This is a genomic window from Pseudomonas sp. SJZ080, from assembly GCF_007828295.1.
GTDB classification, from domain to species: domain Bacteria; phylum Pseudomonadota; class Gammaproteobacteria; order Pseudomonadales; family Pseudomonadaceae; genus Aquipseudomonas; species Aquipseudomonas migulae_A.
This window is the reverse complement of record NZ_VIUK01000029.1, coordinates 1-26,148: the sequence shown is the minus strand read 5'-3', so window position 1 is coordinate 26,148 and position 26,148 is coordinate 1. Positions and strand designations below refer to the sequence as shown.

Annotated in this window: 24 protein-coding genes and 1 pseudogene; 12 read left to right on the top strand and 13 right to left on the bottom strand. The window is 50.8% G+C overall.

Annotated features, from left to right (window positions below; translation table 11 throughout):
- Nucleotides 1-34 precede the first annotated feature (34 nt).
- The 4 genes from FBY04_RS27730 to FBY04_RS27715 are packed head-to-tail and all read left to right on the top strand — an operon-like array spanning nt 35 to nt 3,186.
- Nucleotides 35-1,732, top strand: coding sequence for a VWA domain-containing protein (locus FBY04_RS27730; protein WP_145318464.1), 1,698 nt, complete (start codon nt 35-37; stop codon nt 1,730-1,732).
- A gap of 1 nt (nt 1,733) precedes the next feature.
- On the top strand, nt 1,734-2,300 hold the full coding sequence (locus tag FBY04_RS27725; protein WP_145318461.1) for an RNA polymerase sigma factor: 567 nt from the start codon (nt 1,734-1,736) through the stop codon (nt 2,298-2,300).
- Complete coding sequence (locus FBY04_RS27720; protein WP_145318457.1) at nt 2,297-2,899, top strand: hypothetical protein; 603 nt, start codon at nt 2,297-2,299, stop codon at nt 2,897-2,899. Before FBY04_RS27725 ends, FBY04_RS27720 begins: the two co-directional genes overlap by 4 nt.
- Nucleotides 2,900-2,919: 20 nt before the next feature.
- Nucleotides 2,920-3,186, top strand: coding sequence for a hypothetical protein (locus tag FBY04_RS27715; protein WP_256667199.1), 267 nt, complete (start codon nt 2,920-2,922; stop codon nt 3,184-3,186).
- 61 nt (nt 3,187-3,247) lie between these two features.
- On the opposite strand, the gene FBY04_RS27710 is transcribed toward FBY04_RS27715, so the two are convergent.
- Nucleotides 3,248-4,600, bottom strand: coding sequence for a hypothetical protein (locus tag FBY04_RS27710; protein ID WP_145318454.1), 1,353 nt, complete (start codon nt 4,598-4,600; stop codon nt 3,248-3,250).
- Nucleotides 4,601-5,563: 963 nt separating this feature from the next.
- On the bottom strand, nt 5,564-5,641 hold the full coding sequence (locus tag FBY04_RS27705; RefSeq protein WP_145318567.1) for a DUF3077 domain-containing protein: 78 nt from the start codon (nt 5,639-5,641) through the stop codon (nt 5,564-5,566).
- 911 nt (nt 5,642-6,552) lie between these two features.
- Here FBY04_RS27705 and FBY04_RS27700 point away from each other — a divergent pair.
- Entirely contained in the window at nt 6,553-7,908 is a 1,356-nt protein-coding gene (locus tag FBY04_RS27700; protein ID WP_145318451.1) for a hypothetical protein, read from the top strand.
- Here the strand turns inward: FBY04_RS27700 and FBY04_RS27695 are convergent.
- The 5 genes and pseudogenes from FBY04_RS27695 to FBY04_RS27675 all read right to left on the bottom strand — a co-directional run.
- A complete protein-coding gene (locus tag FBY04_RS27695; RefSeq protein WP_218571665.1) occupies nt 7,894-8,481 on the bottom strand; it encodes a GNAT family N-acetyltransferase in 588 nt (195 codons plus the stop codon). The genes FBY04_RS27700 and FBY04_RS27695 overlap by 15 nt on opposite strands.
- Before the next feature lie 15 nt (nt 8,482-8,496).
- Nucleotides 8,497-8,916 carry an ASCH domain-containing protein gene (locus FBY04_RS27690; protein ID WP_145318448.1) on the bottom strand — a complete coding sequence of 140 codons (420 nt, stop codon included), beginning with the start codon at nt 8,914-8,916 and terminating at the stop codon, nt 8,497-8,499.
- Nucleotides 8,888-9,952, bottom strand: a complete 1,065-nt coding sequence (locus tag FBY04_RS27685) for an N-acetyltransferase (RefSeq protein ID WP_145318445.1) — start codon at nt 9,950-9,952, stop codon at nt 8,888-8,890. The genes FBY04_RS27690 and FBY04_RS27685 overlap by 29 nt, the downstream gene beginning before the upstream one ends.
- Nucleotides 9,953-10,510, bottom strand: coding sequence for an ATP-binding protein (locus FBY04_RS27680; protein ID WP_145318443.1), 558 nt, complete (start codon nt 10,508-10,510; stop codon nt 9,953-9,955).
- Between the two features lie 318 nt (nt 10,511-10,828).
- Nucleotides 10,829-11,082: pseudogene (locus FBY04_RS27675) on the bottom strand (magnesium chelatase domain-containing protein); the annotation flags it as partial.
- A gap of 392 nt (nt 11,083-11,474) precedes the next feature.
- On the opposite strand from FBY04_RS27675, the gene FBY04_RS27670 reads away from it, so the two are divergent.
- The gene (locus FBY04_RS27670) at nt 11,475-13,238 is read left to right on the top strand and encodes an anti-phage dCTP deaminase (protein WP_256667197.1); all 1,764 of its coding nucleotides are present in this window, start codon (nt 11,475-11,477) and stop codon (nt 13,236-13,238) included.
- Nucleotides 13,239-13,383: 145 nt separating this feature from the next.
- Here FBY04_RS27670 and FBY04_RS27665 read toward each other — a convergent pair whose 3' ends face one another.
- The 5 genes from FBY04_RS27665 to FBY04_RS27645 all read right to left on the bottom strand — a co-directional run bounded on the left by FBY04_RS27665 (nt 13,384) and on the right by FBY04_RS27645 (nt 20,994).
- Nucleotides 13,384-15,006 (bottom strand): type I restriction-modification system subunit M, encoded by a 1,623-nt coding sequence (locus FBY04_RS27665; RefSeq protein WP_145318440.1) that lies wholly within the window; start codon nt 15,004-15,006, stop codon nt 13,384-13,386.
- A gap of 13 nt (nt 15,007-15,019) precedes the next feature.
- A complete protein-coding gene (locus FBY04_RS27660; RefSeq protein WP_145318437.1) occupies nt 15,020-16,243 on the bottom strand; it encodes an AAA family ATPase in 1,224 nt (407 codons plus the stop codon).
- The gene (locus tag FBY04_RS27655; RefSeq protein WP_145318434.1) at nt 16,240-17,547 is read right to left on the bottom strand and encodes a restriction endonuclease subunit S; all 1,308 of its coding nucleotides are present in this window, start codon (nt 17,545-17,547) and stop codon (nt 16,240-16,242) included. The genes FBY04_RS27660 and FBY04_RS27655 overlap by 4 nt, the downstream gene beginning before the upstream one ends.
- Nucleotides 17,537-20,545: a type I restriction endonuclease subunit R gene (locus tag FBY04_RS27650; protein ID WP_145318431.1), complete on the bottom strand. Its 3,009-nt coding sequence runs from the start codon at nt 20,543-20,545 to the stop codon at nt 17,537-17,539. The genes FBY04_RS27655 and FBY04_RS27650 overlap by 11 nt, the downstream gene beginning before the upstream one ends.
- Before the next feature lie 200 nt (nt 20,546-20,745).
- Nucleotides 20,746-20,994, bottom strand: coding sequence for a helix-turn-helix domain-containing protein (locus tag FBY04_RS27645; protein WP_145318428.1), 249 nt, complete (start codon nt 20,992-20,994; stop codon nt 20,746-20,748).
- Nucleotides 20,995-21,092: 98 nt separating this feature from the next.
- Here FBY04_RS27645 and FBY04_RS27640 point away from each other — a divergent pair, with 98 nt between their 5' ends.
- From FBY04_RS27640 to FBY04_RS27610, 6 genes are all read left to right on the top strand, one after another.
- Complete coding sequence (locus tag FBY04_RS27640) at nt 21,093-21,632, top strand: hypothetical protein (RefSeq protein ID WP_145318425.1); 540 nt, start codon at nt 21,093-21,095, stop codon at nt 21,630-21,632.
- Between the two features lie 57 nt (nt 21,633-21,689).
- The gene (locus FBY04_RS27635; protein ID WP_145318422.1) at nt 21,690-21,938 is read left to right on the top strand and encodes a hypothetical protein; all 249 of its coding nucleotides are present in this window, start codon (nt 21,690-21,692) and stop codon (nt 21,936-21,938) included.
- Nucleotides 21,928-22,236 (top strand): hypothetical protein, encoded by a 309-nt coding sequence (locus FBY04_RS27630; RefSeq protein ID WP_145318419.1) that lies wholly within the window; start codon nt 21,928-21,930, stop codon nt 22,234-22,236. Before FBY04_RS27635 ends, FBY04_RS27630 begins: the two co-directional genes overlap by 11 nt.
- An 871-nt stretch (nt 22,237-23,107) precedes the next feature.
- Nucleotides 23,108-23,320, top strand: coding sequence for a hypothetical protein (locus FBY04_RS27620; protein WP_145318415.1), 213 nt, complete (start codon nt 23,108-23,110; stop codon nt 23,318-23,320).
- 422 nt (nt 23,321-23,742) lie between these two features.
- Complete coding sequence (locus tag FBY04_RS27615) at nt 23,743-24,330, top strand: hypothetical protein (protein WP_145318412.1); 588 nt, start codon at nt 23,743-23,745, stop codon at nt 24,328-24,330.
- A gap of 52 nt (nt 24,331-24,382) precedes the next feature.
- Nucleotides 24,383-25,312: a restriction endonuclease gene (locus FBY04_RS27610; RefSeq protein WP_145318409.1), complete on the top strand. Its 930-nt coding sequence runs from the start codon at nt 24,383-24,385 to the stop codon at nt 25,310-25,312.
- 80 nt (nt 25,313-25,392) lie between these two features.
- Here the strand turns inward: FBY04_RS27610 and FBY04_RS27605 are convergent, their stop codons facing one another.
- Nucleotides 25,393-25,767: a hypothetical protein gene (locus tag FBY04_RS27605; RefSeq protein WP_256667196.1), complete on the bottom strand. Its 375-nt coding sequence runs from the start codon at nt 25,765-25,767 to the stop codon at nt 25,393-25,395.
- Nucleotides 25,768-26,148: the final 381 nt, after the last annotated feature.

Genomic DNA, 26,148 nt, shown 5'->3' with positions numbered 1-26,148 from the left:
TGAATGGATCAATTTCCTCCTGAGGTCAGCCCCCATGTCCCTCCCTCTGCATGTTTTCCGCCCGGCCGCCCAGGGTTTCGCCGCCGGGTTGCTGCTGGCCGTTGCCGGTTGCGGTGTTTCGTCCAAACCTGATGCCGCTGCCGTTCCGATTGTGGTTTCGCCTCCCGCGCAAGGTACGTTGGTGCGCAGCGAGGCGGTCATGGTCGATGCGACCATGGCCAAACGCAGTGTAAGTCCGGCACCCATCGCGGGTTTTGCGCCTGAATCTTCACCTCCCGGCTATCAGGATGAACAGCGTGAGCAGTATCAGGCGCTGGCAGATAACCCAATTCACAGCGTGGCCGAAGCGCCAGTCTCCACCTTCAGCGCCGATGTCGACACGGGCGCCTACGCCAACGTTCGCCGCTTGCTCAATCAAGGTCGCCTGCCGCCCGAGGGTGCGGTGCGACTGGAGGAAATGGTCAATTACTTCCCCTACGATTACGCCCTGCCCACCGATGGTTCGCCGTTTGGCGTGACCACGGAACTGGCGCCATCACCGTGGAACCCGCATACGCGCTTGCTGCGCATCGGCATCAAGGCGTCGGACCGCGCAGTGGCTGAATTAGCCCCGGCGAACCTGGTGTTTCTGGTGGACGTGTCTGGCTCGATGGACCGGCGCGAGGGGTTACCGTTGGTCAAAAGCACCCTTAAATTGCTGGTCGATCAATTGCGCGAGCAGGATCGGGTGTCGCTGGTGGTCTACGCTGGCGATTCGCGTGTGGTGCTCGAGCCAACTTCCGGACGGGAAAAAGCGAAAATTCGCACAGCCATTGATCAATTGACTGCGGGCGGCTCCACCGCCGGGGCGTCGGGCATCGAGCTGGCCTATCAAATGGCGCAGCAAGCCTTTATCCCCAAAGGCATCAACCGCATCCTGCTGGCCACCGACGGCGACTTCAACGTCGGCATCAGCGACTTCGACAGCCTCAAGCAAATGGCTGTGGATAAACGCAAGACCGGCGTTTCCCTGACCACCCTGGGTTTTGGTGTGGATAACTACAATGAACACCTGATGGAACAACTGGCCGACGCTGGCGACGGCAACTACGCCTACATCGACAACCTGCGTGAGGCGCGCAAGGTGCTGGTGGATCAGCTCGGCTCGACCCTCGCCGTGGTGGCGAAAAACGTGAAGCTGCAAGTGGAGTTCAACCCGGCGCAGGTCAGCGAGTACCGGTTGTTGGGGTATGAGAATCGCGTGTTGAAGCGTGAAGATTTCAGCAACGACAAGGTTGATGCCGGTGAAATCGGCGCAGGGCATACGGTCACGGCGCTGTACGAAATTGTTCCGAAGGGGGAGAAGGGTTGGTTGGAGCCGTTGCGGTATGGCAGGTCCGATTCGGTTGTTTCCGGGATTAACGGAGAATTGGCAATGCTGCGTGTGCGTTATCAACCGCCCGAAGGTGGGAAAAGTCGCTTGATCGAGCGTCCAATTGCAGGAGGGGCAGAAGGCAAGGCCAGTGACGACCTGCGTTTTGCGGCGGCCGTGGCGGCGTTTTCCCAGCAGCTCAAGGACGGCCGTTACACCGGTGATTTCAGCCTGAAGGACACCGAAGCCTTGGCTCGTGGTGCGCGAGGCGAAGATCGATTCGGTCTGCGCGCAGAGTTCGTTCAGCTGGTGGAACTGGCGCAGAGCCTGCGAACCACCACAGCATCCACCCGTGAGTCGAGCAAAGGAGGCTACAACTGACATGTCTGCTCCCGAATCGAGCGACGAATCACTGCTGGCCCGCTATCGCTCAGGCGACGGGCCGGCGTTCGAGATTCTGTACGCCCGTCACCGGCAAGGTCTTTATCGGTTCCTCGTCGGCCTCAGCGGCAAGCCCGAACTGGCCGAAGAGGTTTACCAGGAAACCTGGCTGAGCCTGATCCGCAGCACCAGTCAGCCACAAGGCCGGGCGAATTTTCGTACCTGGCTCTACCAGATCGCCCGCAATCGCCTGATCGATCACTGGCGCAAACATGGAATTCGCAGCCCCTTGCACGATAGCTATGACGAACAGACCCACGCCCTGGCCGATGACACCGCCGATCCTGAGCAGCTGCTGAGCCTGAGCCGCGATACTCAACGTCTCGAGGCCGCCCTGCAAACCTTGCCCACCGACCAGCGCGAAGTGTTCCTGCTGCGCGCCCACGGAGATCTCGACCTGCCGCAGATCGCCACCCTCACCGAAACACCGCTGGAAACCGTCAAAAGCCGCTTGCGCTATGCCCAGCAAAAACTGCGTCGGCTGCTGGCCGAGGAGGTACTGACATGACTGACGCCCGAAAAACTCCGGAAGACGAAGTGCTTCAGCATTTCCGCAAGCATTCGACCGGCGAACCACCGGCCCATCTTGATGCCTTCATTCTCGCCACTGCACAGCGTGAAGCGCCTGCGCCGAAACCGAACGTGTGGCAGCGCTGGGTTCAGGCTTGCCAGAAGCCTCGTTGGCAAGTGGCTTTTGCCAGCCTTGTCGGCGTCGCATTTATGCTGGCGCTGGTGCAGCGAACTCCAGAACAGCCCGCGAGTTACGACTTCGCGCCCAAAGCATCCGCACCGGCGGCCAAAAAAGAGGCCGCACAAGTGCCGTCTTCAGTTACGCGCTCCCTGGCAGCCCCAGTCCCGGCCGCACCGATGGCAGATTTTGCGGCACCTGCGCAGAGCGAGTCGATAAATGCCGAAATGGCCGATGAAGCAAAAGTTAGCAAGCGAACAGCCGCCCCAGCGAAAACCCTGGATGAGCAATTGCTTGAAGTGATTAGCCTGCAGAACGCCGGTCAGACACGTGCGGCGGATGATTTGATGGCGACTTTGCACAAACGCTTTCCCAAGGAAAACCTCGACGCCCGACTCAAGGAATTGAAGAAAAACTGAGGAGAACGATGCTCCGCGATTTGGCATCAACACCCGAAAGCGCGCACTATCGGCCTATAGCCGATGCGTTGGAGGATGCCGTGGCAAAAAAAATCGACCGCATCGCCCAAATGCTCAACTGCCCGGAAAAGGGCGAGGAACTGCGGCGAGCAGTGACCGAGAGTCGTAAGGAGTTTCTACTGGCGAAGCAGGCAGAAGAGGCGCTGGAGGAGGACGTCCTTGATGAGGAAGAGTTTGAGGACGACGAGGACGATGATTACGACGAGTTTGATTGGACGACTGAATGAAAAAACCGCTTCGGCGGTTTTTTGGACGCTTGGGCTCCTGGTCAGGAGCCAAGGGACAAATTTACAATTTGTGTCTTTCCAATTTCATCAAAAGTGCTAGTAATACCCCCCATAAGTAGAAGGTCATAAGTCCTGAGTACGGCTGGCGCATGCCAACTTTAAGCATGTTGTCTGCGAGCAGTAAAAACAAAACAACACCTGCGATGCCTAAAGTTTTTGGTGATATAAATATTTTGGGGAAATTGCGAATTACCGAATAGGCCGTAAAGCCAGCGAGGCTCAATAAAGGAATAATAGCCAGTGCCCCGAAATTATAAATAAAGTCCACATAATAATTATGCGCGCTCGGATAGCGTCCTCTGTCTGGCGGCTCAAAATGTCCGAGAAGAAAGGAGCTCGAGTTCTGAACGATTTGTTCCATGTAAAACTTTAAATACACCGCTCGCTCTGTCAGGTTTCGTGGAGTAATAATGCTTCTGACTTCGTCAATCTCCAGTGAAATATTCGATGGCGTATAGTCACCAAGCTTTTCTTTTAAAGCCTCTGAATCGTTTGATGCGAGGGAGCATGCCAGTACGGAAATGAGCAGGAGCGTTGCGACGGAGGCATAAATACCCTTTTTACGCAGTAAAATTGCACGCCCGGAAAAACACACCATTCCTGAAATCAAAAAAACAATGGCAAGAATAGACAGAGAAAAGGAAACATAGGCGCCCATCAAAGCCGCCAGGATTGTCAGCAGCAACCGATAGGAATGAGATTCCCATAACGTAAAAATAGCCACCAAAAATGCCCCGACGAAGATTACCGGGATGTATTGCAGATGTTGATAAGCACTAAATAAAAACAGGGATGGCGAAAGGATATTCAGACCAGATGTCAATGTGGAAACCAGTTGAGTGGGAACGGCTAACACGAGAACCAGAGTGAAAGCCTTGGCCATAAGGTTCATAGCGCCAGGTCTGGCCCCATACTGCTGTCCAAGGACGAGGGCGGACATCGGCAGGATGTACTGCGCTAACAGTATGAGTTTTGATTTTGTTACGCCCCCGTGTTCTATCGAAAGTAATGCAGTGGCCGCCAACATACCCAAGCTCGTGAGGAGGATTACGGCCATGGTTAATCGTGCTTTGGTCAGGTTGCCCAGAAATGCTATGCCCATACAACACGCGATCGCTAATAGCGGGATGGGCAACAACACCAACTTCCCGCCACTATTGAAATAAAATGAGGTGTCCTTGAATACACCATTCGATATCTGGAAAAAAAGCGGTAAAAGCAAAAAGAACGGAATGGAAAATAAAATAACTTTACTCTCTTGGTGAGATGTTTCACCGTTTGCACTGCGCGTCCTGTTTAAAATGTGCTTTGTGGTCAGATCAAATGCATGGTCGAAAAATGAGCGCTGCTTCATTATTTTTATCCAGCGATAATATTAAAAACTTCCGAATAAACACGATCAAGGAGAGCCTCGTCGATGTGACTTGACGAGATATTCAATGGGTCGCGTCGATTGCTTTCAAGATCTTCTACCTCTGCTATTAGGTAAGATCCATTAGGTGGAACAGCTGTTGACAGTTGTATAATGCGCCAGTTTCGGCGAGTTAGGCTCTGTTAAAAAGAACAGTTTTATAGAATATTTGGCGCTAACTATGATTCACAAAAAAGCATAGCTGGTCAAATATTTCTCATGTCCAGTTAAGTCGATATCGACGAATTTACGACCCAGAGCGCGGATAGCCCAGGTGGCTCGCAGTATTCAATTCGGTCATTAATTGTTGATACCGATGTAAGTTCAATCAGCACAAACCACTCAACAACTCGGCATTCAAAATGCCTTGCTGAATGGCGATATTCAATACCGTAGCTTAAAACAAGAATATTCCTACAGCTCACGTATCGCGGGCTGTCATCCTTTGCGGTCTATTTGCTTCGACGGCCGCGTTCTGACTCCAGCTACCCTTTGTAAGTCATGAACCACCGGATCATTCGGATCGTACTTATTTCGCTCGTCACTCAAGGTTCCCTCTGGCGGCAAGCATTAAAGCCCACCCGCCGAAGTAGGAAACTGGTGGATAAGGTTGATTTAGGTATCGATCAAGCAAAAACAGCGAGCAGTGACGGGGAGTCGTAAGGAGTTTCTTCTGGCAAAGCAGGCGAAAGAGCGCTGGAGAAAGACGTTTTTGGTGACGAAGAGGGTGATGAGTACGACAAGTTTGATTGGACGACCGAGTGAGAGCGGTCGTCAGTAAGCTCGGCTCTTTCAAATTGCAGATCCGTTCGAATCATAATCCGCAATTTGAGTGGTGGGTTGCCGCTATTCCTTGGCTTTGCCCTTCTGCAAAGGTTGGTCTCGCGTCAGCACTTCACCACGTCATCACAGCGCCTTACTCGGCGTCGGCAAATAATGTGCGGCCCAAGCATGACGATCGCTTTCTTTGTCATAGGCAACAATAGAAAACTAGATAAACAGCCTAGACCACTGCACCCACAAAAAAGCCCCAGACCCTACGGCCTGAGGCTTTCTCGTTTCTACATATGGTGCACCAGGCGGGATTCGAACCCACGACCCCTGCCTTCGGAGTCCTAAAAGTCGACGTTTAGAATCAATACGTTAGCGGGGATTAGCTGGGAAATCAACGGGTTGTGTTAGCTGGGGTTAGCGGGTTTTCGCCTTGGTTAGCGGGGCGAGTGTGGCAAATTTGTGGCATTGCGATCAGTAGGTAAGTCTTTCCGCTCACCTAGCCGCACCACAACTCCAGCAGATAAAGCACCTCCTAATGGGCCTCATTTTAAGGCTTGGAGGTGCCTACGAAACTAGGGGCGATTCACATTGAAGATAAGCTCGCGTCTCGAGAGTTTGATCGGGAAATTAGAGCGAAGCTGAACGCCGGGGAGGATATGACCTTTGAGCAATATAAAGAGTTGCTAATCGATAAATTAAGAAATGAAGGTAACGAGTATTTATGGCAAATTATGGAATTAATATGTAGATTTAGAGCTCCGCTCGAATCTGAAACTTACTGCTCGGCGGAAGTTCTGAACGAAACTCAAGTTGATTATTACAGTATTGCTAGCGGAAGACCTGGGGATAGTTCACAGGTCCCCAGGATAATACACGGGGGGAAGCTTTAACTTGCCTTGGAAAGTATAATATTAAATATGTTATCGATTGTGCAGATGAGGCAAAAGTATGGCTATTTCGCTGGCATTCCCGAGCTTTGATTCCTGCGAGTAACTTCAGAGACTTAATTAGAGTTTATTATTAATCCCTTTATCTGAGTAATTTGATGTCATATTGACATACACGAAAAAAGGGGTTGAAATGATTTGTGCATCTCAGCCGCATTTCAAGGATAGCTCTCCATGCCCCACGCTTTTTCAGGGATAATCGTCCGGTTTCTATCCAAAGCCGAGCACTCCGCACAATGCGACTGCACTCAAAAGGCCCCTACCCCTGCAGAGCAGTTAGGGACTTCGACTGCTAGTCCAGCAGCCGCGGCCGCAGCCGTAGCGCCCGCCGCAGCCCCCGACACCGACACCACGCTCCGCAATGTACGCCATGCCGCCATGCGCGGGCGTAGGTCAAGCAGTGAAGCTGCTCGCAAAAAAACTGGTGAACTTTGGGAAAGAGAGCTGGAGGATGAGCTCCACGTAAACCTCTGGGAGACGGGTAGAGATCGTATCTCTCCGTTTATGGATGTCGGTGTGATGATTGGACAGCGTGATGAATATTGCGCAGTTGTTGTTGACTTCCCTTGGAAGGTCGAACTCAAGGATGTAAGCGATCTTGGCACGAGGCTTAATGGCGAAAAGAGCGTCGCAGCAATATTCAACGAGGTTGTACACTACGATGGATTTGCAGAAGGGAATTTTGCCAATATTAGTTTTCGAAAAGATGGTAGGGATGAGAAGCCATTTTCTCTAATAAGATTGAACACACAGCTTTTCAAAGTCGATCCGATATTTTTGAGTGATGAAAGCCAATGCACTCGGCTTACTATCACGCTGCCTGGCAGGCCCCCTTTGGTCAAAGAAGAGGATAAGCGTAATTCGGCTTATATTAGATTCAGAATTAGGAATATCCCTCCTACTGTTTATAGTATGAATTTCCTACAAAAGGACCGTGCACTTATTAGTTCAAACACTGAGACTAGAATCATTGATTTCCGAATCAATGTCTTGCGAGGTGTGCCTGAAGAACTTTTAAGTGGAAATGGAAGATTAAAATTTCCTAAGTTCAAACGCATACATTGCTTCTTGACGACCATTCGCGACGAAGTGTGTGTGTCCGACACTGAGGACTATAAGGGCTACCGATCCCTTATGGATGAAGAGGTCTGGAACGAGTACATTCGTCTGGACAGCAGCGTGGGGGTTTCTGATGAAAGTAGTGTTAGGAACTACCTTGGATATCAATGGACTGCGAGCCGTGAGGGTGAAACTGTCAAAGACCTTATTGTCCTCGGTAGATTTTCTAAGGTCAGATCCGATTATGTATCAATAGCGCGGTTTATTTCCTTGGTGGTAATTTTTGGTGTTTCGGGCAGCGCTGTGTGGGATATCACTACCACCTGTGTGATACCGAAGTCGATCACTGGATGCGGGGCGAAGGTCAGCTGGCTGCTCACGTACCTTAGTATAGGGCTCCTATTGATCGGAGCAAAACCGTTATACGAAAACTTAAAAAAGAGAGCCCTTAGACGTTTAGGTGGAAAGTAGTAAATTCCTCGGTCCACCCACGCTACGTTTAAATAATGGTTCAGGTTCAATTAATCCGTTGAAGCTGAGCTCGTCTTTTTTCGGCCTATAGTAGCTGTGGTATTTTTTGGCCAGTTCAAAACCGTAATATTTGAAAAGTTTTTCAAATACGTGTTTTTGTTCCTCGGCAATGGACAGTAATGGGGCGTCATTTTTCAATTCATCAAATGAGCGCTCAAACAACTTCAGCCCCACGCCTGTGCCTTGGAAGGGCGGTAAGACACGTAGGCAGCACAACTTTTTCTCGATCGCATCATCTTTAATAATGGCTAAGCCAGATAGTTTTCCACGACTGTGCTCTAGCAGAATCGCTCGTTCACCGGTGACTAATCCAGGGACAACTTTTTGATTTAACCACTCACTAAAGCCCGGATAATATCCAGACAGTTCGTAGAGATGATTAAGGATAAGAGGCAGCACTTCGTCGTACGCCCAAGGGTTGGCGATAAGAAATTTCCGATCAACGACCTTTAAAGAGCCCGAATCCCATTCCATTTCAACCCCTAGCCCTTGCTTTAGCGCTGGATTAGCCATCACTGAAAATGCCTCTTATCCAAGTTTAAGCTCCAGTTCTCGCTGCAGCTCATTGTCAGTGGGTTTAATATAGCAGAAGGACTGGGGTGCAGATACTCCTGCTCCGATATCTGACAGGTTTTTGGGCTTTTCATATTCGTGAACTGCCCCAACCGCAATCGCCACAGCTAAGTCCTTACCTTCGTAGTAGCTGTCAAAATATTTCTTTTCAATGCCTGCGAATTTTTTAGTTCGCTCCCAAATATTTGAAGGGGAGTCGCTATAAATATGCAGTATCTCAAATTCACCTACTACTTTTCCTACTGGTTTCGTAGCATAAATTACGACGGTGTTAACCTTGGTATTGGTAAATGATACTTTTCGAAACTCAAATTTCTTTTCGCCGCTTAGAATCTTATTCGCGTACTCAGGCTTGATGGACAATAAGACTTTCATTTATTTCACCTTCATCTGCAATCCATTTTAGCTGGGTCTCCGTAAGCTGGGTAAAGTCCCATCGAGAACGAGTGCTAATTAGGCATTCTTCAATCAGCCGCTTGCGGATAATTCTTTTCTTTAAGGCGGCATTATATGTAAACTTTATTATATATGATTTTTGTTTATTAGTAAAATACTCTTTAAGCTGTTCAATCGTAAAAATACTATAAGGCTTTGCATATTTAATGAACTGAGATTCACTTTGAAAGGACTTGATTTGACGTACTTCTTCTACGACACCAAGAGACGAAACTACAGAGCGATAATAAGCTTTCCCTTTTCCATCATTCGTTCGATAGATTGCTACAATATCCCCTGGCACCAAACACTTAGTCCGGTTGATGCCTGAGATATAAATTTTGTGTATGCTGTTTGTATGAGAAACGTCCTCGAGAATGTCGTGGCTTTCGCCATTGAGGATTGAGTCTGGCAAAAAAGCAGAGTGATATTCTGGGTAAATTGCCAACAGATAATATTTCTTGTCAGTAGTTTCGAAATGCGGAAAATCCTTAACCACATTGCCCGTTACTACATTCAGATTTCGGACCAAAACGTGTTCCGAGCCATTGGGGGTAACCTTCGTTGCTCGTTTTTCGAAGCCGTAGCGCTCCAATAAAGTAATCAAGCCTTCATGCTTCTCGAATACAGTGACATAAATATAATCAGCGCCCGAGTTCATCGCATGATCAAATATTTTCTTAACAAACCGCTCGCCGAGCTTAGTACCGTGAGCGTTGATTTTCAGTGTTCCTACTTTGAGTGCTTTCCCTTCTGGAAGCGGCGGAACAATGGCGGTATCTGCAGTATCCTCCACTTTTAGATAAAGGAAGCCATCCATTCTCCGGCGAGAGTTGTAAAATACATATGCTTCTTCGGCAGCTGCAGATTTCTTTGCGAACCAAGTGGTGAATTCGCTGTAGTCTTCTTTAAGTGAGTCGAAAAATACATCATTTTCATCGACGTCAGAAAATTTCTTATACTGCAAGCCGTTCAATTAATTCTCCTTGATCCTTGGATCATTATTTTTGCCGTTTTCAAAGGCTGCTAGGTAATCTAGTATGTCTTGCTTTGCGCTACTGTCGAAGATCTTTAGTGGAACGCCACTACCCTCATGAAATTCTAAGGCATTTTCACGTTCGGCGGCCATAAGGGTCACTATTGTCGAGTAATTCCACTGACTTGTATCTCGGGCACTCAAGCGTGAGGCAATATCTTTTGCATCACCTTCGATTAGGACAATGGCATCAATATTTAAATCAAAAAAAACGGTTTTCTCTATTTTGACTACCTTTCCCTCACCATCTAGAAGCGCGAAATGTCCATCTAAAATCACGCTTCGGTTAAGAGCTTTAAGCTCATTCAGTGATTCTATTAAATGCTGTTGATTCTGAACTATTTCATGGGTTTTCTTAGTTTTATTCCAAGTTGTCTGGCCTCGACGCTGGCGAATCAATGCGCTAGCGCTGGCAGTGGTGTAGTCGAGCTCCCTTGCCAACAGTTCGCAAATGGTCGTTTTCCCGACGCCATAAACCCCCGCCACGAATATGATCATATGGCTACAGTGGTGAAGAAATTAAGAACGACAGCTTTGGAGTAGTTCAGCAAGATTGCGCTAATGTTGAGGTAACAATTCATAGCTATCCAGCCTGAGAAGTTGTTCCGATAGACACTACCAACGTAGGTTATGCGTGTCTATGCATCCCAGCGCCAAGCGCTGGGTTACGGCGTATGCCCCAGTATTTGTCGCATTTAGCGTCTCGGGATCAGTCAAAAACGTGGCTTTCTAAGCATAGATCCGTTGCCGACGGGACAATCTATGTCAAACGTCCGGTTTGTGGCCCGTCCAGCGTATGTCACCTGTTGACGATCCGACTAATCCATGGACTGCCCACACTGCGCCTGACAGCGCCAATTCCCCGAGGCATTCCACGTCGTCCAGCGTCAACGTTGGTACCTGGACACTGGCCGACAGAATCCCCAAGGCAATCGCCAGGTCGAACCGCGCACCGTCCTTCGGCAAATCCGCCGGGGCGAGACGTTCAACGTGATCCGCCGTATCGGGAATTGCAGACCCGAGTTGATGATGGCGTTGCGCACCCGGTCCTTGCTTTCCTTCACCGCGCTTAGCAAGCCATATACTAAATTAAAATTCGGACATCACGCCCGCTAAAGCAGACGTTTATACCGCTTGTCGTGTAGGCAAATAGAGCTATGCTAATCCCCAATCGGAGGTTTAACTTGAGCATATGCGCCTGTAGAATGCGGACCTGTTTTTGACCGTCACCACCTAGGGGATGAAGCCGAGATGAAAAAAACTGAGGAGTCAAACGTGCAACACTCCGAGAAGCTCGCTAAGGGCGCTACGGATCGGCGCTCGAATGTGATCGGAATCGCTCAGTTCAAGGAACGGCAGGCCACTGAGGAGTACAGAAAGGCACTTGAGGTGGTTGTCGCCAACGCTCAAAAGGCTGATTGGTAATTCCGAAATATTTCAATAATGTTTCAAGGATCTGAACATGGCCGCGCCTGCTCCCAAGGAACGAGTTGCTAGAAGTGCGGATGCTAAATCCTCCACTATGAGCATGCGTCAACGAATCGAAGGTCGACGTACCGATGAAATCGTCATCGCTTTCTGCGGCCCGGTTGGCTGCAATTTGGCAGACGTCATTCGCTCCATCCGTCTTCAGTTCGAGGAATACGGATATATCACTGAACATGTGAAAGTCAGCGATATCATCAGGGGTTATTTTAAAACTCACGGGCTTCCGCCCGAGCTGAAGACTCTCTCATTAGATGTTTCCTCAGGTAAGGAGCGGTACACAACGCTTCAAGACCTAGGCAACGAGCTTAGAAAAAAGTATGACCCGCCGATCCTGGCAGCCTTGGCTATGCAGGAAATCGCAGTCAAGCGCACCATCGCAAAAGGCGCAGATGGCAAGGCCCCTAAAACTGTTTACATAATTGACCAGCTCAAACACCCAGAAGAGGTTGAACTCTTCAAGCTTGTCTATGGAGACATTTTTTATTTAATAGGCGTCCTGAGCCCTGAAAAAATCAGATTCAACTATCTGACTCGCTCGGAAAGAATTCCTAAGCACGAAGCGCAGTATCTGATTGACCGTGATCGAAACGAATTGAATGCAACCCACGGGCAAAAACTAGAAAAAACGCTACAGCTTGCTGACTTCTTCATTCGCAACAATCAGGACTCGGTATCGAACCTTACCGCTCCCTGTCAACGATTTGCTGCGCTGGTCCATGGAAAAAATGGCATTACACCAACCGCAGATGAATCGGGCATGTACGCTGCCTATTCCGCCTCATTGAAGTCCGCATGCCTTAGCAGGCAGGTCGGCGCAGCCATCGTCAACAAAGAAGGAAATGTTATTTCTCTTGGCTGGAACGATGTGCCGAAATTTGGCGGTGGACTATACACATCGGACAGTACGAATGATCAGCGGTGCATTTTTCACGGCGGCAAATGCTACAACGACATACACAAATCTCATCTCATTGAAGATATTGTGAATATCGTCAGTCAGAAAGTGGCTGTTACGCAAGAGGTCAAAGACGAGCTTGCTCGGCTGATCCAGAAAGAGACAAGAGCTGGGTCAATCATCGAATTCTCCCGCGCCATCCATGCGGAGATGGAAGCAATTCTCGGTCTGGCGCGATCTCACGGGAACTCGACAGATTCTTGTGTCCTGTACACGACAACATTCCCTTGCCATAACTGCGCTCGGCACATCATCGCCGCTGGCATCAAGCGTGTTGTCTATATCGAGCCGTATGAAAAAAGTCTCGCACTGGACCTGCATGAAGACGCCATCACCACCGATGCCTGGACCCCAGATAAAACATTATTCGAGACGTTTTCTGGCGTACCGCCTAGCAAATACGCAGCTTTCTTTATGTCTAGAGGCGATAAAAAAGACAAGACTGGTCAGGCCGTCGACATTATCAAGACGGATGCCCTACATATTGGAACTCAATATCTAGACCCGTACCAGACTATCGAAGGAAAAGTTGTTCAGGACTTACTGAGCAAGGTAGGTGCGTTCACACCGCCGCCACCATCAAATCCCGGAAGCATTCCTCTGGCAACTCCAGCATGGCCGACCCCAGCCACGCCAAGCGGACCATCTAATGCTTTCCCTTTAGGGCATCAATCGGCAAACGGACCTCAGCCACCACCGCCGGTTCCTTCCGCGCCTCGGCCACCGCCGCCGCCACCACTTCCACCTATAGTAGAGCCGCCTGAACCAGATCCAGCGGCGTAACGAAAAAGCCTCGCGAATAGCGGGGCTTTTTCATGGGGTTCACAACCTCACAGATCGCCATAATTACGCTCGGCATAGACGCATAACAAGGCATTGCTATCCGTGCAGTGCCTTTTTATACGGCTTCATTAAATCGCTGTGCGGTTCACACTAAGGGTGGCAGTCCCAGCTCATTCAGGAAGGCATTGTGTTTGTCCCTAGCCGCCTGAATGTTTTTTTCCAGTGTGACCAGTTCGGTATTCACGGCTTGTAAGTCAATCTCTGCCTCTGCGCCTGCCGTGCTGATGTAGCGAGAAATATTCAGGTTATAGCCGTTCTTCTCGATCTCCTTCATTTCTACCCGGCGGGCATAGCGGGGCTCTTCCTTGCGGAATTGGTAGGTATCGATGATCTGGGCGATATGCTCGTCCGTTAGCTGATTTTGGCGTTTACCTTTAGCAAAGTGCTCAGTCGCATTGATAAACAGCACGTCTTCCGGCTGCTTGCACTTCTTGAGCACAAGAATGCACACCGGGATTCCCGTGGAATAAAACAGGTTGGATGGCAAGCCGATCACGGTGTCGATATGGCCATCTTTTAGCAGTTTGGTGCGGATGCGCTCCTCAGCGCCGCCACGGAACAGAACGCCGTGAGGCAGGATGATGGCCATCACGCCCTCATCTTTCAGGAAGTGAAAGCCGTGCAACAGAAAGGCAAGGTCGGCAGCCGATTTAGGGGCCAAACCGTGGTTTTTGAAGCGCACGTCATCGGCCATGGCTTCTGTTGGGTCCCAGCGGTAGCTGAAGGGCGGATTAGCGACTATGGCATCGAATGTAGGTTTTTTAGCAGGGTTTAGCTCGCGCAGAATGTCCCAGTCGTTGCTCAAAGTGTCACCGTGGTAAATCTCGAACTCGGTGTCCTTCACCCCGTGCAGCAGCATGTTCATGCGGGCCAAGTTGTAGGTGGTGATGTTCTTTTCCTGGCCATAAATCTTGCCAATGCCATGCGGCCCCATGCGCTTGCGCACGTTTAGCAGCAGCGATCCGGACCCGCAGGTGAAGTCCAACACACTTTCCAAGCGCTTTTTGGGGCCGGTTTTGGGGTCTTGGCTGTCAAGGGTAACTATGGCGGACAGGATGTCGGAAATTTGTTGGGGCGTGTAGAACTCGCCCGCTTTCTTGCCTGAACCAGCGGCAAACTGGCCAATCAGGTATTCGTAGGCATCGCCCAGTGCATCACTATCTGTGGAGAAGTCTGCTAGACCCTCGGCGATCTTCTGGATGATGGTGCAGAGCTTAGTATTGCGCTCCGTATAGCTCCTGCCCAGCTTGGGGGACCCCAGATCGATTTCCGAGAAAAGGCCTTGAAAGGTGCTCTCAAAGGATTCGGTTTCGATGTATTTAAAGCCCGCTTGTAGCGTAGTGAGCAGTTCATCGTCCTGGGTGCGGGCCATATTGGCGATGCTGTTCCACAGGTGTACTGGCTCAATGATGTAATGCACCTTGCGGCGCATCTGCCTCTCGAAGGCCGGAATGTCCGTTTTGTTCTCCTCATACCAGACTTGTAGAGGAGTCGATGCCCCCGTTTTTATCAAAACGTCAATGGGCAGCTCTGGATAGTCTTTACCAAGTTCCTTCTTTGCCGCTGTTTCATAGTTATCTGAGAGGTAGCGCAGGAAGAGAAAGGACAGCATGTAGTCGCGGAAATCATCCGCATCCATAGCGCCGCGCAATTGATCGGCAATGGCCCAAAGGGTTTGGCCAAGCTTTTTTCTATTGGTGTCATTCATGTATGTAGGTCGCTTATGGGCCTGGAGTGAGTGCGGCAGCCGGTGCGGCTGGTTTAGCTCCCGATAAGTCAGGCACGGAAAATTTAAATGTGCTGATGAAGTCCTTCAGAATGCGGCGGAACAGGTCTTTATTGTCCTCACCCATTTCGGTCGGCTCATGGATGGCGTATTTGCCATGACTCAGCAGCTGGAGGGCACGGTTGTAAAGCGCTGTGTCCTCCTCATTCACGAGCGCTTTAAGGCAGAACGAAATGTCGGCATGGCCAAAGAACGAGGCCGTTTTTTCCATGATGCTGCGCAGCGCGTTGAAGTGAAAGGTGTAGAGCTTGCCGTTGTTGTGATCGGCGGCCGTCTGTAGTTCGGCGAGGGCCGCTACGTGATGGAAAAACGGCGTGTCATCGGTGGCCCGTAGGGCAAAGGCGCCCTCACCATTCGGACGTTGCAGAAAGTAGCGTTTGTGAGACACCTTCGGCTTCCCTTCCTTCGCCCTACCAATCTCATTGCACATTACGTTGAAAAAGAGGGCGTGGTGGGAGGAGAAAATCACCTTGATAGGCGCGGGAGTGCCGTTCTGGCCTGTCCGACTGGCGGCCCGGCGCAGGAGTTTGGCGAGGTCGCAGGCGACGGAGATGGCGTTGTTGTCGTCCAGTGATGAAATAGGGTCGTCGATATATACGTGCTTCACTGCCGGATAAGCGTCGGGATATTTCAAAAGCTGTTCACAGATGGCCATGAAGACGCACCAGATGAATATGTTCTGCTCACCACGGGAGATTTTGATGTGCGACTCTTCGCCTTTGCGGAAGCTAACGAACACAGGTCTGGAAAAGGATTCGATGCCCTGCTGCACTTCTTGAAACGTGAAATCAAAGTCAAAGTCTGCATAGCGCTTTAAGTATTCATCAATAGCCGGCTCCAGAGGCTCGTTCTTGAATCCATCAAAGAATCGCGATGCCTGGTTTATTTCCAGGCCGCGAGCAGTGTCGTTTTCAATGTCATTGTCCCAAGTAAACAGATCTTCGGTGTAGGCGTTGAAGTAAAGGGTATCTGCGATGCCATCCGGATTCTCTTTCGCCTTACGCCTTCCAATGTTCTTGAACTCCATAGAGAGCCGCGTCTTGCCGGTGCGATTGTAGGCATAGAGAAGAATGAGATCTGCCCCCCCTAGATCGTCGCGCAGCTTCCTCGCGAGTGTTTTGAGGTTGGCATATTTATTGATCTTTGGCTTGTTGTTCATACCTCAGCCCCCTCTAGGAATGGGAAAAGCTGCTGCATTAGCGCTTTCTTGTGAGCCTTGAGGGATTCGAGCTTATGGATTTGCGCGGCAATAAAATCGTCGAGACTGGTGAGGCAGTTGGCGATGCGTTGTTGTTCGTCTATGTCCTTCGGATAGCAAAAGTTGAGTTTCACAAACACCGCTGACTTGATGCCCTTAGCCGTTGAGCCGGTGCTGTGAAAATCGATATCTTCCTGCATCGTTGGACTAAGCAAGGAGTGGAGGAGGAATTCAGGAAGACATCTTTCAGACTTGGAACGGAGAGTGAGAAGACGCTGCCCCAAGGCAAATTTCCCAGCACAAGGAAACAACGCCACGTTACCTAGTGGTGCCTCGGTAGTAAAAAGAATATCTCCTGCCTGAGGTATGCCTCTGGTCATCCATTCTTCGTATTTATTCTCTTCGATGTATTCGTCATTTGTCATGTCGAGCCAGCCGAACCTCACGTTTTTCGCGGTGATCAGCGGGACACCTGATTCAGATTTTGGCGGAGCTTTCCCTCTGTAATCGATAACTTTTTTAAGGCAGTTAGATAACTCTTCGCGCTCCCACTCTCCTGTGTTTTGGAATTCGGGGAAGCGGAGATCGGGTTGGGTTTCGCCTTCGCGGGGGAAAAGCTGCTGCATCAGTCCTTTTTTATGGGTCTTGAGCGCATCCACTTTGCAGCCTTGAGCGACGATAAGTTCGTCTAATGAAATTAGGCAATCTGCGATTTTTTGTTGTTCATCTGGTGACGACACAGGCAAAGGCATCGCCATAAAGTCGTCGCTTGATATAGCCATCCTATCGTGGCGTGCACCTGTGCTAGATGCTTGCCGCATGTAGGTATGCCAGCCGGTAGTCTTGAAAAAATATTCGTAAAAATCGTTCCTGTCGTCTTTGAATTTAAAGACTGTATACAGAGGAGACATTACTCCTGTGCCAATTTTATTCTTTGATATGGGGCCTACGGGGGCTGTTGACGATATGCGTGGGTTGTAGACGTAGCTGCCCAGCTCAACAATAAAATAGCCCTCAAGCTTTCCTTGTGTAGCGATGTCCTTATCAAAAAAATCTCGCTGATTTACTACACCAAACTCAGCAGAGTTGGTCAGCACACGATCAATTTTTTCGTCTCGGTTTTTCTGTTTAACACGAATCGCTAAACGATTTAGAGGGGTAGATCTCCACCCCTCCGCCTCCCGAAACTGGGGAAACCGCAGTTTCGGCACCAGCGCGGGCTTGGTGTCTGCCTTCGCGCCGGTCGTGTTGGTCTTACTGTTCATACGCGCTAAGTCCTGATATTTCGCGGCCTTGGGCGCGTTTTATAAGTAGGTCGTGCAGTTCTTTCATCAACGCCAGCTCTGCTTGGGCACGGGCTTTCCAGCCAAGGTCAAGCGGGGCCATCAGGTCGCTGAGCTGTTCACCGTCGAAGATCATTCGTTGCAGAATGCCATCCACAAAGTCTTGTAAGGCTGCTGGGGCTAGCTGGTGTCTGTTAGCAATCTCCGCCAGCTCTGTGACGTCTTTTTGTTGTTTGAAGCGGCTATAGCCCTCGCGGATAGCCGTTTCGTTCAGCCCCTCGCCGGCTTTGAGGGTGGATATGTAGGCGGCAATGTTCTCACGCTCGTTCATAAACTTGGCATCGGCTTGGATGAGGCCAATAAGCTGATCGCGACTCATCTTCTGTTTGCTGGGCTCTTGCTGCGAGAAGCGTGACATCAGCCCCACGATGTAGTCGTAGTCAATAACGGCGGAGGCGAAGAGCACGAACTCGAAGTCGAGCTGATCAACTGCTTCGGTTTTGCCATCTGTACCTTTACCATTCTTATCTTGCTGGGCCTTGAGGCGCTGGGCCGTTTCCAGGTAAGCGCCGCGAAAACCGAGTAGGTTTTCTTTGGGCAGGATTTGCTCGATGGCAGCGGCGTTGTCTTCAGTGAGGTCGGTGTACTGGTCAAGCTGGGTTTTGAGGCGCTGCACTTCCTTGAAGCGGCTGATAAAAGTAACCCGAGCATCGTCGCCTTTCAGGTTATTCACGGCCTCCGGTGCGCAGGCCAGGCCTTGAGATTGCATAAAGTCATCCAGCTCTTGTACGGCAGCCTGTAGTTTTTCAATAACCACCGGGGCCTTGTCCACCAGCCAGATTTCGCGGGCCGGCTTGCCAGACTGATCGCCGGAGAAGCGGGAAATGGCGATATCTACCGCGTCCTGCTGCTGGCGGAAGTCAAGAATGTTGCCGTAGGGCTTGGTGCTGTTAAGTATACGGTTGGTGCGCGAGAAGGCCTGGATCAAACCGTGGTACTTAAGTTTTTTATCCACGTACAGGGTGTTCAGGTACTTAGAGTCGAAGCCGGTCAGCAGCATATCGACCACGATGGTGATATCGATTTTCTGCGTATGTGGGTGGTCGGCATTGGGCCACTGTTGGTCTTTAATGCGCTTTTGCACGTCCTGGTAGTAGAGGTCGAACTCGCTGATGCTGTGGTTGCTGCCGTAGCGTGTGTTGTATTTCTCTAGGATGGCTTTGAGCGCCGCTTTTTTGCCTTCAGGGTCTTCTTCGTTGTCCTGCTTTTCTTGCGGCAAGTCTTCCTGAATCTGCTTTACGTCCGCATTGCTTTCAGCAGGTGGTGAGAAGACGCAGGCGATATTCAGCGGCTGGTAGTCTGGGTCTGACAGTTGTTTGGCGTGTTGCAGCTCGGCAAACAAGCTGTGGTATTCAATGGCGTCGTTAATGCTGGCCGTCGCCAAAATGGCATTGAAACGGCGCTGGGCGGTGGCCGTATCGTGCTTGGCTAGGATGGCTTCGATCACAGCTCGTTTAGCCAAGCCCTCCCCAGGCTTGGGTGTTTTTTTGCCATCTGGTTTGAAGTAGTCGATATGGAACCGCAGCACGTTAGCGTCTTCAATCGCGTGGGTAATGGTGTAAGCGTGTAACTGCTTCTGAAATAGCTCATCTGTGGTTTGATTAGAAGCTTGCTGATCTTCCACTTTTATCTGTGAGGCGTTCTCATCAAAGATGGGGGTACCGGTAAAACCAAAGAGCTGGGCTTTGGGGAAGAACTCTTTGATGGCTTTGTGGTTCTCGCCAAACTGGGAGCGGTGGCATTCATCAAAGATGAACACAATGCGTTTGTCGCGCAGCGGGGCCAACTGCTCTTTGTAGGTGAGCTGGTCATTCCGTTTGCGCTGCTTGTTACGTTTGCTGCTTTCATCTAGGGCGAGGCCGAGCTTCTGGATGGTGGTGACGATCACTTTGTCGGCGTAGTCCTCGGACAGCAGACGACGCACCAGCGCAGCGGTGTTGGTGTTTTCTTCGACGCACCCTTCCTGGAACTTGTTGAATTCTTCGCGGGTCTGGCGGTCGAGGTCTTTGCGGTCGACCACGAAGAGGCATTTTTCGATCTCTGGGTTGTCCTTGAGCAAGGTGGAGGTTTTGAAGGACGTAAGTGTTTTGCCGCTGCCAGTGGTGTGCCAGATATAGCCGTTGCCGCAGTTTTGTTCGATGCAGTCGACAATGGCTTTGACGGCGTAGACCTGATACGGGCGCATCATCATGATCTTCTGCTCAGTAGCGATAAGCACCATGTAGCGGCTGAGTGCTTGGCCAAGCGTGCATTTGACGAGGAAGGTCTCGGCGAATCTGTCCAGGTAGGTAATTTTTTTGTTCGCCTCGTCCGCAAACTGATAGATGGGCAGGAAGCGCTCATCGGCGTTGAAAGAGAAGTGACGGGCGTTATTGTTGGCAAAGTAGTAGGTGTTGTCGCGATTGCTGACGATGAACAACTGCAGGAAACACAGCAGGGTTTTGGTGTAGCCGTTACCGGGGACGTTTTTGTATTCGACGATTTGCTCCATGGCGCGGCGAGGGTTGACGCCCAGCGTTTTCAGCTCTATTTGGACGCACGGCACACCGTTAATGAGGATGAGCACATCGAAGCGATGGTGACTGTTGTCGGTATTGATGCGCAGCTGGTTAACCACCTCGAAGCTGTTTTTACACCAGTCTTTGATGTTGACCAGCGTGTAGTTCAGCGGAGTCCCGTCTTCGCGGGTGAAGGCATTGCGCTCGCGCAGGGTGCGCGCCGCCGCAAACACATCAGGGGTGACGATCTCATCTAGAAGACGGGCGAATTCGGCATCAGTGAGGCGAACGCGGTTGAGGGCCTCGAACTTCTCGCGAAAGTTTTGCTCTAGCGAGGTGCGGTCAGTGATGTCGGAGCGGTAGGTGTATTTCAGCTCAACTAGCTTGTCGATGAAGCCCTGTTCGATTTTTTGCTCACTCATTGAGGGTGCTCTGCGGTCTTCGTATGCCTGATAGTAAAACATGACTATTGTGAGCCTCCACGGGTCAACTGGAAAAGGACCTGTAGTTGCTGCGCGGGGACGTGCAAAAGTAGACGGATTTGTTCATAGCTGACGTCCGCTTTTGGCCGATCTCTGCCAGTCATGCCCTGCCGGATGCAGGCAGGATTGGGATGCGTGCATTACCCCTCGATAAGGGCTTGCTCATACGTCTTGGAAAAGCTTGAGAGATCAGTCTTGAGGACCAGACAAAGATCTCGAAGCTGAACAACATCGAGCCTTCTGACTCCTCTCTCCACATCACTCATGAATGACTGCGGTCTACATAGGGCAGCAGAGCACTGTGCTTGAGTCATTCCGGACTCGACGCGCATGCGTTTGAGCACTTGAAGAAGAATCTCGTGCTCACGTCGATAGATTGCTTTGGTCATTGCCGCGTATCTGTAGGGTCGGCTGACCAAGCTATATCTGCTTTTAAGATATCTGATTATCAGATATTTTGTGCTGAACATTGGCGTGAGTAAAAGTGATGAGGCAGATTTGGGAGCTATTCCGGGTGCTATGGATTGTTGGAAGTCTGCCGGTTGGAGTGTTGCTGCTGATTGTGGTGGTTTTGTGCGGCTTCAACCTTCCGTTCTTTTTGGGGTTTGCTGGCGGTGCTGATCCTGCCATTCGATGGTTGTTCTGGGTTTTGGCTTTCTACTTCGTCGGTGGGGGCTGGTTGTTTTGGCTTGTTAACCAACGCTACGCAGAGAAGCTGAAGCGACTGGTAGCAGGTTTCCAGAACGCAGGTTTTCAACCGCAGCTCGAAGTATTCGCAAAGATTAACGATGCCTACCTGGGGATCGATGGATCTGCACGTAGGCTGTTGGCGTACCCAGTCAAAGGAGCTGAGCATTTTTTCAGGTTCGATGAAATTAATGCTTGGCGGATCGTCCCGGTAGGGAAGCACAATCATCGGTTGGAGGTATTGACCAGCAATCTTGATGTTCCCGTGTTCAGCCTCGTTTTGAAGTCGACAGAGGTACTCAATACTGAGGCTCGACTCGTTGCGTTGCTTAGTAAGTAGTGGCGGCGTTGTACAACCATTTTTGAGCGTCAGCTCATCATTCAGTAGGAGCAATCTATGAGCAATCCCATCAGAAGCATTCCTGCGCTTACAGATATCATTCGACTGGAACAGGCGAATGCGATGATGCGCGGGGCTAATCTGGCCCTTGCCCGCGATGATTTTGCCACCCTTTCTACTCTCGGATTCTCCCATCAGCACATCGGAGAGCTTAAGCAAAAAGGCGGCTTCCGGCCTTCCTCTATCGCGCAAAACACTAGAATGATTACACGTCTTCGCCAGATGGGGGACGGATATGTTCAGTGACAACCCGCCGCTATGGATCGCTGCCAACGTGTTGACGCGAGCGACTATTGAATCTGTTCTCCGCTCTCCGTCTTATCACGCCCGCGGCTGGCAGATACTCGACCGCTGGGCGTTCAACTGTCCCGAGCGGCTTCGTAGCCTGGAAGCGGAGGGCGAAATACTTCTGTTGGGAAGGCTGTTGGAGCAGCAAGGCATCGAACATCAGATGGTGAGCTCAACTGTTGGGTTGGAACTGCGTAGCCGTGGCCTTGCAGAGCATGAAGTACTCGCGTTACATGACGTAGACATGCAGCTTTAAACCAGCAGGGTGTTAACGTTTTTTCAACACCCGATACGCTTAATGGCCTCGGCTATCTCAACCAAGACATTTGCGTACTGCTTGGAAAGCTCGCCGTTGCCCTCTGTGAAAAGATGCTTCCGAAGGCCACCTAGGCGCCGCAGTTCATTGATTACATAGGAGTCAATTTTGCTTCTGGTCAGTCGCTTCAATGCGGCGGCCAGCACGAACTAACCAACGTTCATTCCGCTGTCGTGGGCTTTCTCGCGTACCAGTGCTTCTTCTTCCTCGAATTGACGAATTGCCGGTAGCCATCCTGTGTTGCTACAGCTCATGAGCTTTCCTTTTCAAGGTGTTGGGGTCTCGGGGCTTGCCCTGAGCAGGGAAGGTAGGCAAAGCAGAGGGAGTGGAACGACTGGTGCGCGCCGGTTGTGATGCGCCAGGTACTGGCGGTATAGCAAACCCTACCTTGTCCTAGTCTTTCCTCTCAGAATTTAGATGAGTTTTGCACTACCTGGTTACATCCGGGAAGTAAGAGGCGTTGGCATTGAGGGGAACGCCATGGGTACGAAAAAAAGACGAATTCAATACGTTTACATAAGCGAAAAATGCATCATCCATCAGCGTTTGAGGATACGACGATTGGACGGCGAGAAAGACGGTAGAGCGATAGCTAGGATTTACCGAATTGCCCTAGCCTTGAGTGGCATTCCGATACAAAGCTGGGGGATAAGCAGCACGCGTGCACACTTGACGTTGATAGGCGTGAGACGATTTTTGGGCGGTTGTGGTGATGCGGAAGCACAAAGACTAAAGTGACGAATCTGAGAGAGCTATTTGACACTGCCGTGTAGTTCTCCGGTGATGCTCTCAAGATGCCTTGGAGGTTGTTATGGAACAATCCAGTGACGATGAAAGTAGCTTCGCCGAGATTATGGATCTGAAGCGCTCCAATCGTGAGCGGTTGATTTGTGCTATCCAGAACGCCTCCCCCGAAGAACTCGAGATTTCTGCTCAGCGCATCAAGGACGTTCTGCGTGACTCTGCCGATCCTAGCCAGTGCCGACAGCGCATTGCCCCGCCAGCGTTCGTGAGGGGCAAATAGCTCCTCACTTGTTGAACGATTTTCGCGAGAAAAGGGGCATGCGGGTCGCCGTTTTCATCGCGGAGATCGTACGTTTCATAGAGTAGCTCGAGGTCATAATCAGTTAATGATCAGGCTGCCTGCTATTGCCCAGGCTCTGCATGGGCGGTAGTAGGCAGCAGTTGTCCTTTGGATTCATTCCACTATGTTTTTTCCGCACCGGAATCGTTGTGGAGCGATGTGCATCAATTCACCTCGGATGCTGTGCTCGAATGATTTACCGGGCTCATTTTGGGCGGCGCTCAAAGTATCAAACGTGCGACACAACATTTTGGTGAGCTTCCAAATTTCGCGGGCTTCGCGTCTCCAATGCCGATACTTGTATTGGCTGACCTGTTGGGTACTCCTTTGACAGCTGCACCCATTAGCCAAAGAATAGCTAGATGCAGCTATCTCATCCGGACATCGACCCAACAGAAGCTTTCCAGTTCGTCTTTCGTGAGATCAAGCGTCATGAGGGCACTGGTAGGAAAAATTTCGTTGTCCGCGTGCCTGTGGATATGGTCGAGTACCTGTTCTCTGGTATTGCTCTGAAGTCGGGCATGTCCAAGGTCAAGCTGGAGCGATTGCTTACTGAGCTTGGGATTTATGGTTTTAGGGACGCCGACGGTCGAATCCTGCGCCGTTATCTGAGTGGCCATTCGCGCATGGCTTGGGATACCTACCATCGGTTGTTGTTTTGGGCATTCGCGAAGGGATGGATCTCTGAATGGGTTTTTCGCGATCTTCTATTGGGGGCATATCTGCGGGAGGCGGCCCAACTCAGCGCCCGCAAAATTCTGAACAGACTCAAGCGTCAGGTATCGGCGCCAAGCTTGAGTCAGGGGCAGATTGTCGAGTGTTTTACCGAGGAGTATCTGGCCAAAGAGAAGGAGCGAGCGCAAGCAGTGGTCAGCCGCTTACGGGTCGATTCAGAAGCGCGAGAGCTAGCAAGCTCATTAGGCCTCGAGGTAACCGATTGCTCCGAATAACATGCGGCTTACAACATTTGCCCACGCTGGCAATCTTGCGAAAGGAATCCTAATGTCCGTTCCAACATACGACAAATTCATTGAGCCGATCTTGCGTTACCTTGCCGCTAATCCGGAAGGTGCGACAGCACGCGACGCGCATGAAGCTGCGGCCCGGGCTTTGAATTTATCCGAACCACAGCGGCAAGAGCTGATTGCGAGTGGGCAAGCGACCTATAAGAACCGTTCTGGATGGGCTCACGACCGTCTCAAGCGCGCAGGATTATCCTCCAGCGCCAAACGAGGCTACTGGAAGCTAACCGAAGCTGGCACTGCTTATTCCACAGAGCACCCGTCACCGCTAACTGCGAGTCAGGTTGAGCAACTCGCCATCGGCTTCATGGACGTGAAGCTTAGGAACCCCACAGATGCCGTCCCGCTAGATGGGCGAGAGCAAGACGCAGCTACACCTATATCAGCAACTGTGAGCCCAGACGATCGGTTGGAGCAGGCTCTGCGTGAACTACGCGATGCAACAGCTGCCGATCTGCTGGATAACCTGCTACAAGTCAGTCCCAACCGCTTCGAAGTCATTGTGCTCGACGTCTTGCACAGCCTTGGCTACGGGGCTAGCCGAAACGATTTGCAGCGTGTTGGTGGAAGCGGAGATGGCGGAATTGATGGGGTAATTTCGCTTGATAAGCTCGGACTGGAAAAAGTTTATGTCCAAGCAAAACGCTGGCAAAGCACTGTAGGCCGTCCTGAGTTGCAAGCGTTCTATGGAGCACTTGCTGGGCAAAAGGCCAAGCGAGGGGTATTTATCACTACGTCGGGTTTCACTGCCCAAGGCATCGACTTTGTCCGCTCAGTGGAAGGCATGGTGCTGGTGGATGGCATCCGACTAGTCAACCTGATGATGGACCACGAGGTCGGGGTAACGTCCCGGCTTCTAAAACTACCGAAACTGGACAGCGATTACTTCGATGAGGAATTAGGGTTTTGAGCCTCGTCATTTGTTGCTCGGCACCGGGGAGGTCTAGTAAGCGAGCACTGGACACTAGCGCCCTATGATCAAAAGAACCATTACCAGTCAGACTCCAGCTCGGTGCTTAGGTGGATACCCATCACCTTAGCCTTGCGGTACCTCAGGGGCTCCGCATTAATCTCCAGGGCAACAAGTCGACTTGCAGCGATGACTAAGCTGTTAAAGCGGTCGTTGTGAACGGCGACATAAGCGATGAGTTTTTTGCCAGTCGCCTGCATTGAGCCGATGCAGCGAGGAACCGACTTGTCGCTTAGGAGTAGTGGGTCAACGTGTAGGTAGCATTCTAAGGTTAGGTATTTGAATGCTTCAGGGTATCGGACGGAGCCGTAAAGCTTGAGCGCAATATGCTCTGAATAATGGTGACCGATTGGCCTGGTATCGGTAGGCGTGGCCATGCTGAACGACCAGGACATATCCCACCCCCATATCCGAGCTTGGAGGATTATTCGCTCAACGGCGGCACGACTCCTTCTAGCCAAAGCATTCATCCTCCCCGTTTGAGTTGGCTTCAGACAAACCTAGTTCACTTCGTTACCGCCATTCAGATTCTCGGCCAGATACAGAGTTAAGGCCATGGCGCTATGTGGTTTACCTGAAGCAGATCGGTAATTTTCTGCCATCGCGTTGACTACGAGTTGCGGCCTATGTCTAAGTTTTCCGCTTACCTTCGCCTTCACAAGCGCTCTGTGGACATCCGTCTGTAGTGGTCAACTAATCCCGGACACGACGTTAAGTTTTTTCTCGGCCTGAGCTGGGGCCAGTCCGTTGTTGAATTGGTGCGGTCTAATCCAGTT

What these genes read in the sequence shown, in the direction of transcription:
- FBY04_RS27730 (WP_145318464.1), top strand. Translation starts at nt 35, where the DNA reads ATGTCCCTCCCTCTGCATGTTTTCCGCCCGGCCGCCCAGGGTTTCGCC.
- FBY04_RS27725 (WP_145318461.1), top strand. Translation starts at nt 1,734, where the DNA reads ATGTCTGCTCCCGAATCGAGCGACGAATCACTGCTGGCCCGCTATCGC.
- FBY04_RS27720 (WP_145318457.1), top strand. Translation starts at nt 2,297, where the DNA reads ATGACTGACGCCCGAAAAACTCCGGAAGACGAAGTGCTTCAGCATTTC.
- FBY04_RS27710 (WP_145318454.1), bottom strand. Translation starts at nt 4,600, where the DNA reads ATGAAGCAGCGCTCATTTTTCGACCATGCATTTGATCTGACCACAAAG.
- FBY04_RS27700 (WP_145318451.1), top strand. Translation starts at nt 6,553, where the DNA reads ATGCCCCACGCTTTTTCAGGGATAATCGTCCGGTTTCTATCCAAAGCC.
- FBY04_RS27695 (WP_218571665.1), bottom strand. Translation starts at nt 8,481, where the DNA reads ATGGCTAATCCAGCGCTAAAGCAAGGGCTAGGGGTTGAAATGGAATGG.
- FBY04_RS27690 (WP_145318448.1), bottom strand. Translation starts at nt 8,916, where the DNA reads ATGAAAGTCTTATTGTCCATCAAGCCTGAGTACGCGAATAAGATTCTA.
- FBY04_RS27680 (WP_145318443.1), bottom strand. Translation starts at nt 10,510, where the DNA reads ATGATCATATTCGTGGCGGGGGTTTATGGCGTCGGGAAAACGACCATT.
- FBY04_RS27670 (WP_256667197.1), top strand. Translation starts at nt 11,475, where the DNA reads ATGGCCGCGCCTGCTCCCAAGGAACGAGTTGCTAGAAGTGCGGATGCT.
- FBY04_RS27665 (WP_145318440.1), bottom strand. Translation starts at nt 15,006, where the DNA reads ATGAATGACACCAATAGAAAAAAGCTTGGCCAAACCCTTTGGGCCATT.
- FBY04_RS27660 (WP_145318437.1), bottom strand. Translation starts at nt 16,243, where the DNA reads ATGAACAACAAGCCAAAGATCAATAAATATGCCAACCTCAAAACACTC.
- FBY04_RS27655 (WP_145318434.1), bottom strand. Translation starts at nt 17,547, where the DNA reads ATGAACAGTAAGACCAACACGACCGGCGCGAAGGCAGACACCAAGCCC.
- FBY04_RS27650 (WP_145318431.1), bottom strand. Translation starts at nt 20,545, where the DNA reads ATGAGTGAGCAAAAAATCGAACAGGGCTTCATCGACAAGCTAGTTGAG.
- FBY04_RS27645 (WP_145318428.1), bottom strand. Translation starts at nt 20,994, where the DNA reads ATGACCAAAGCAATCTATCGACGTGAGCACGAGATTCTTCTTCAAGTG.
- FBY04_RS27640 (WP_145318425.1), top strand. Translation starts at nt 21,093, where the DNA reads ATGAGGCAGATTTGGGAGCTATTCCGGGTGCTATGGATTGTTGGAAGT.
- FBY04_RS27635 (WP_145318422.1), top strand. Translation starts at nt 21,690, where the DNA reads ATGAGCAATCCCATCAGAAGCATTCCTGCGCTTACAGATATCATTCGA.
- FBY04_RS27630 (WP_145318419.1), top strand. Translation starts at nt 21,928, where the DNA reads ATGTTCAGTGACAACCCGCCGCTATGGATCGCTGCCAACGTGTTGACG.
- FBY04_RS27620 (WP_145318415.1), top strand. Translation starts at nt 23,108, where the DNA reads ATGGAACAATCCAGTGACGATGAAAGTAGCTTCGCCGAGATTATGGAT.
- FBY04_RS27615 (WP_145318412.1), top strand. Translation starts at nt 23,743, where the DNA reads ATGCAGCTATCTCATCCGGACATCGACCCAACAGAAGCTTTCCAGTTC.
- FBY04_RS27610 (WP_145318409.1), top strand. Translation starts at nt 24,383, where the DNA reads ATGTCCGTTCCAACATACGACAAATTCATTGAGCCGATCTTGCGTTAC.
- FBY04_RS27605 (WP_256667196.1), bottom strand. Translation starts at nt 25,767, where the DNA reads ATGTCCTGGTCGTTCAGCATGGCCACGCCTACCGATACCAGGCCAATC.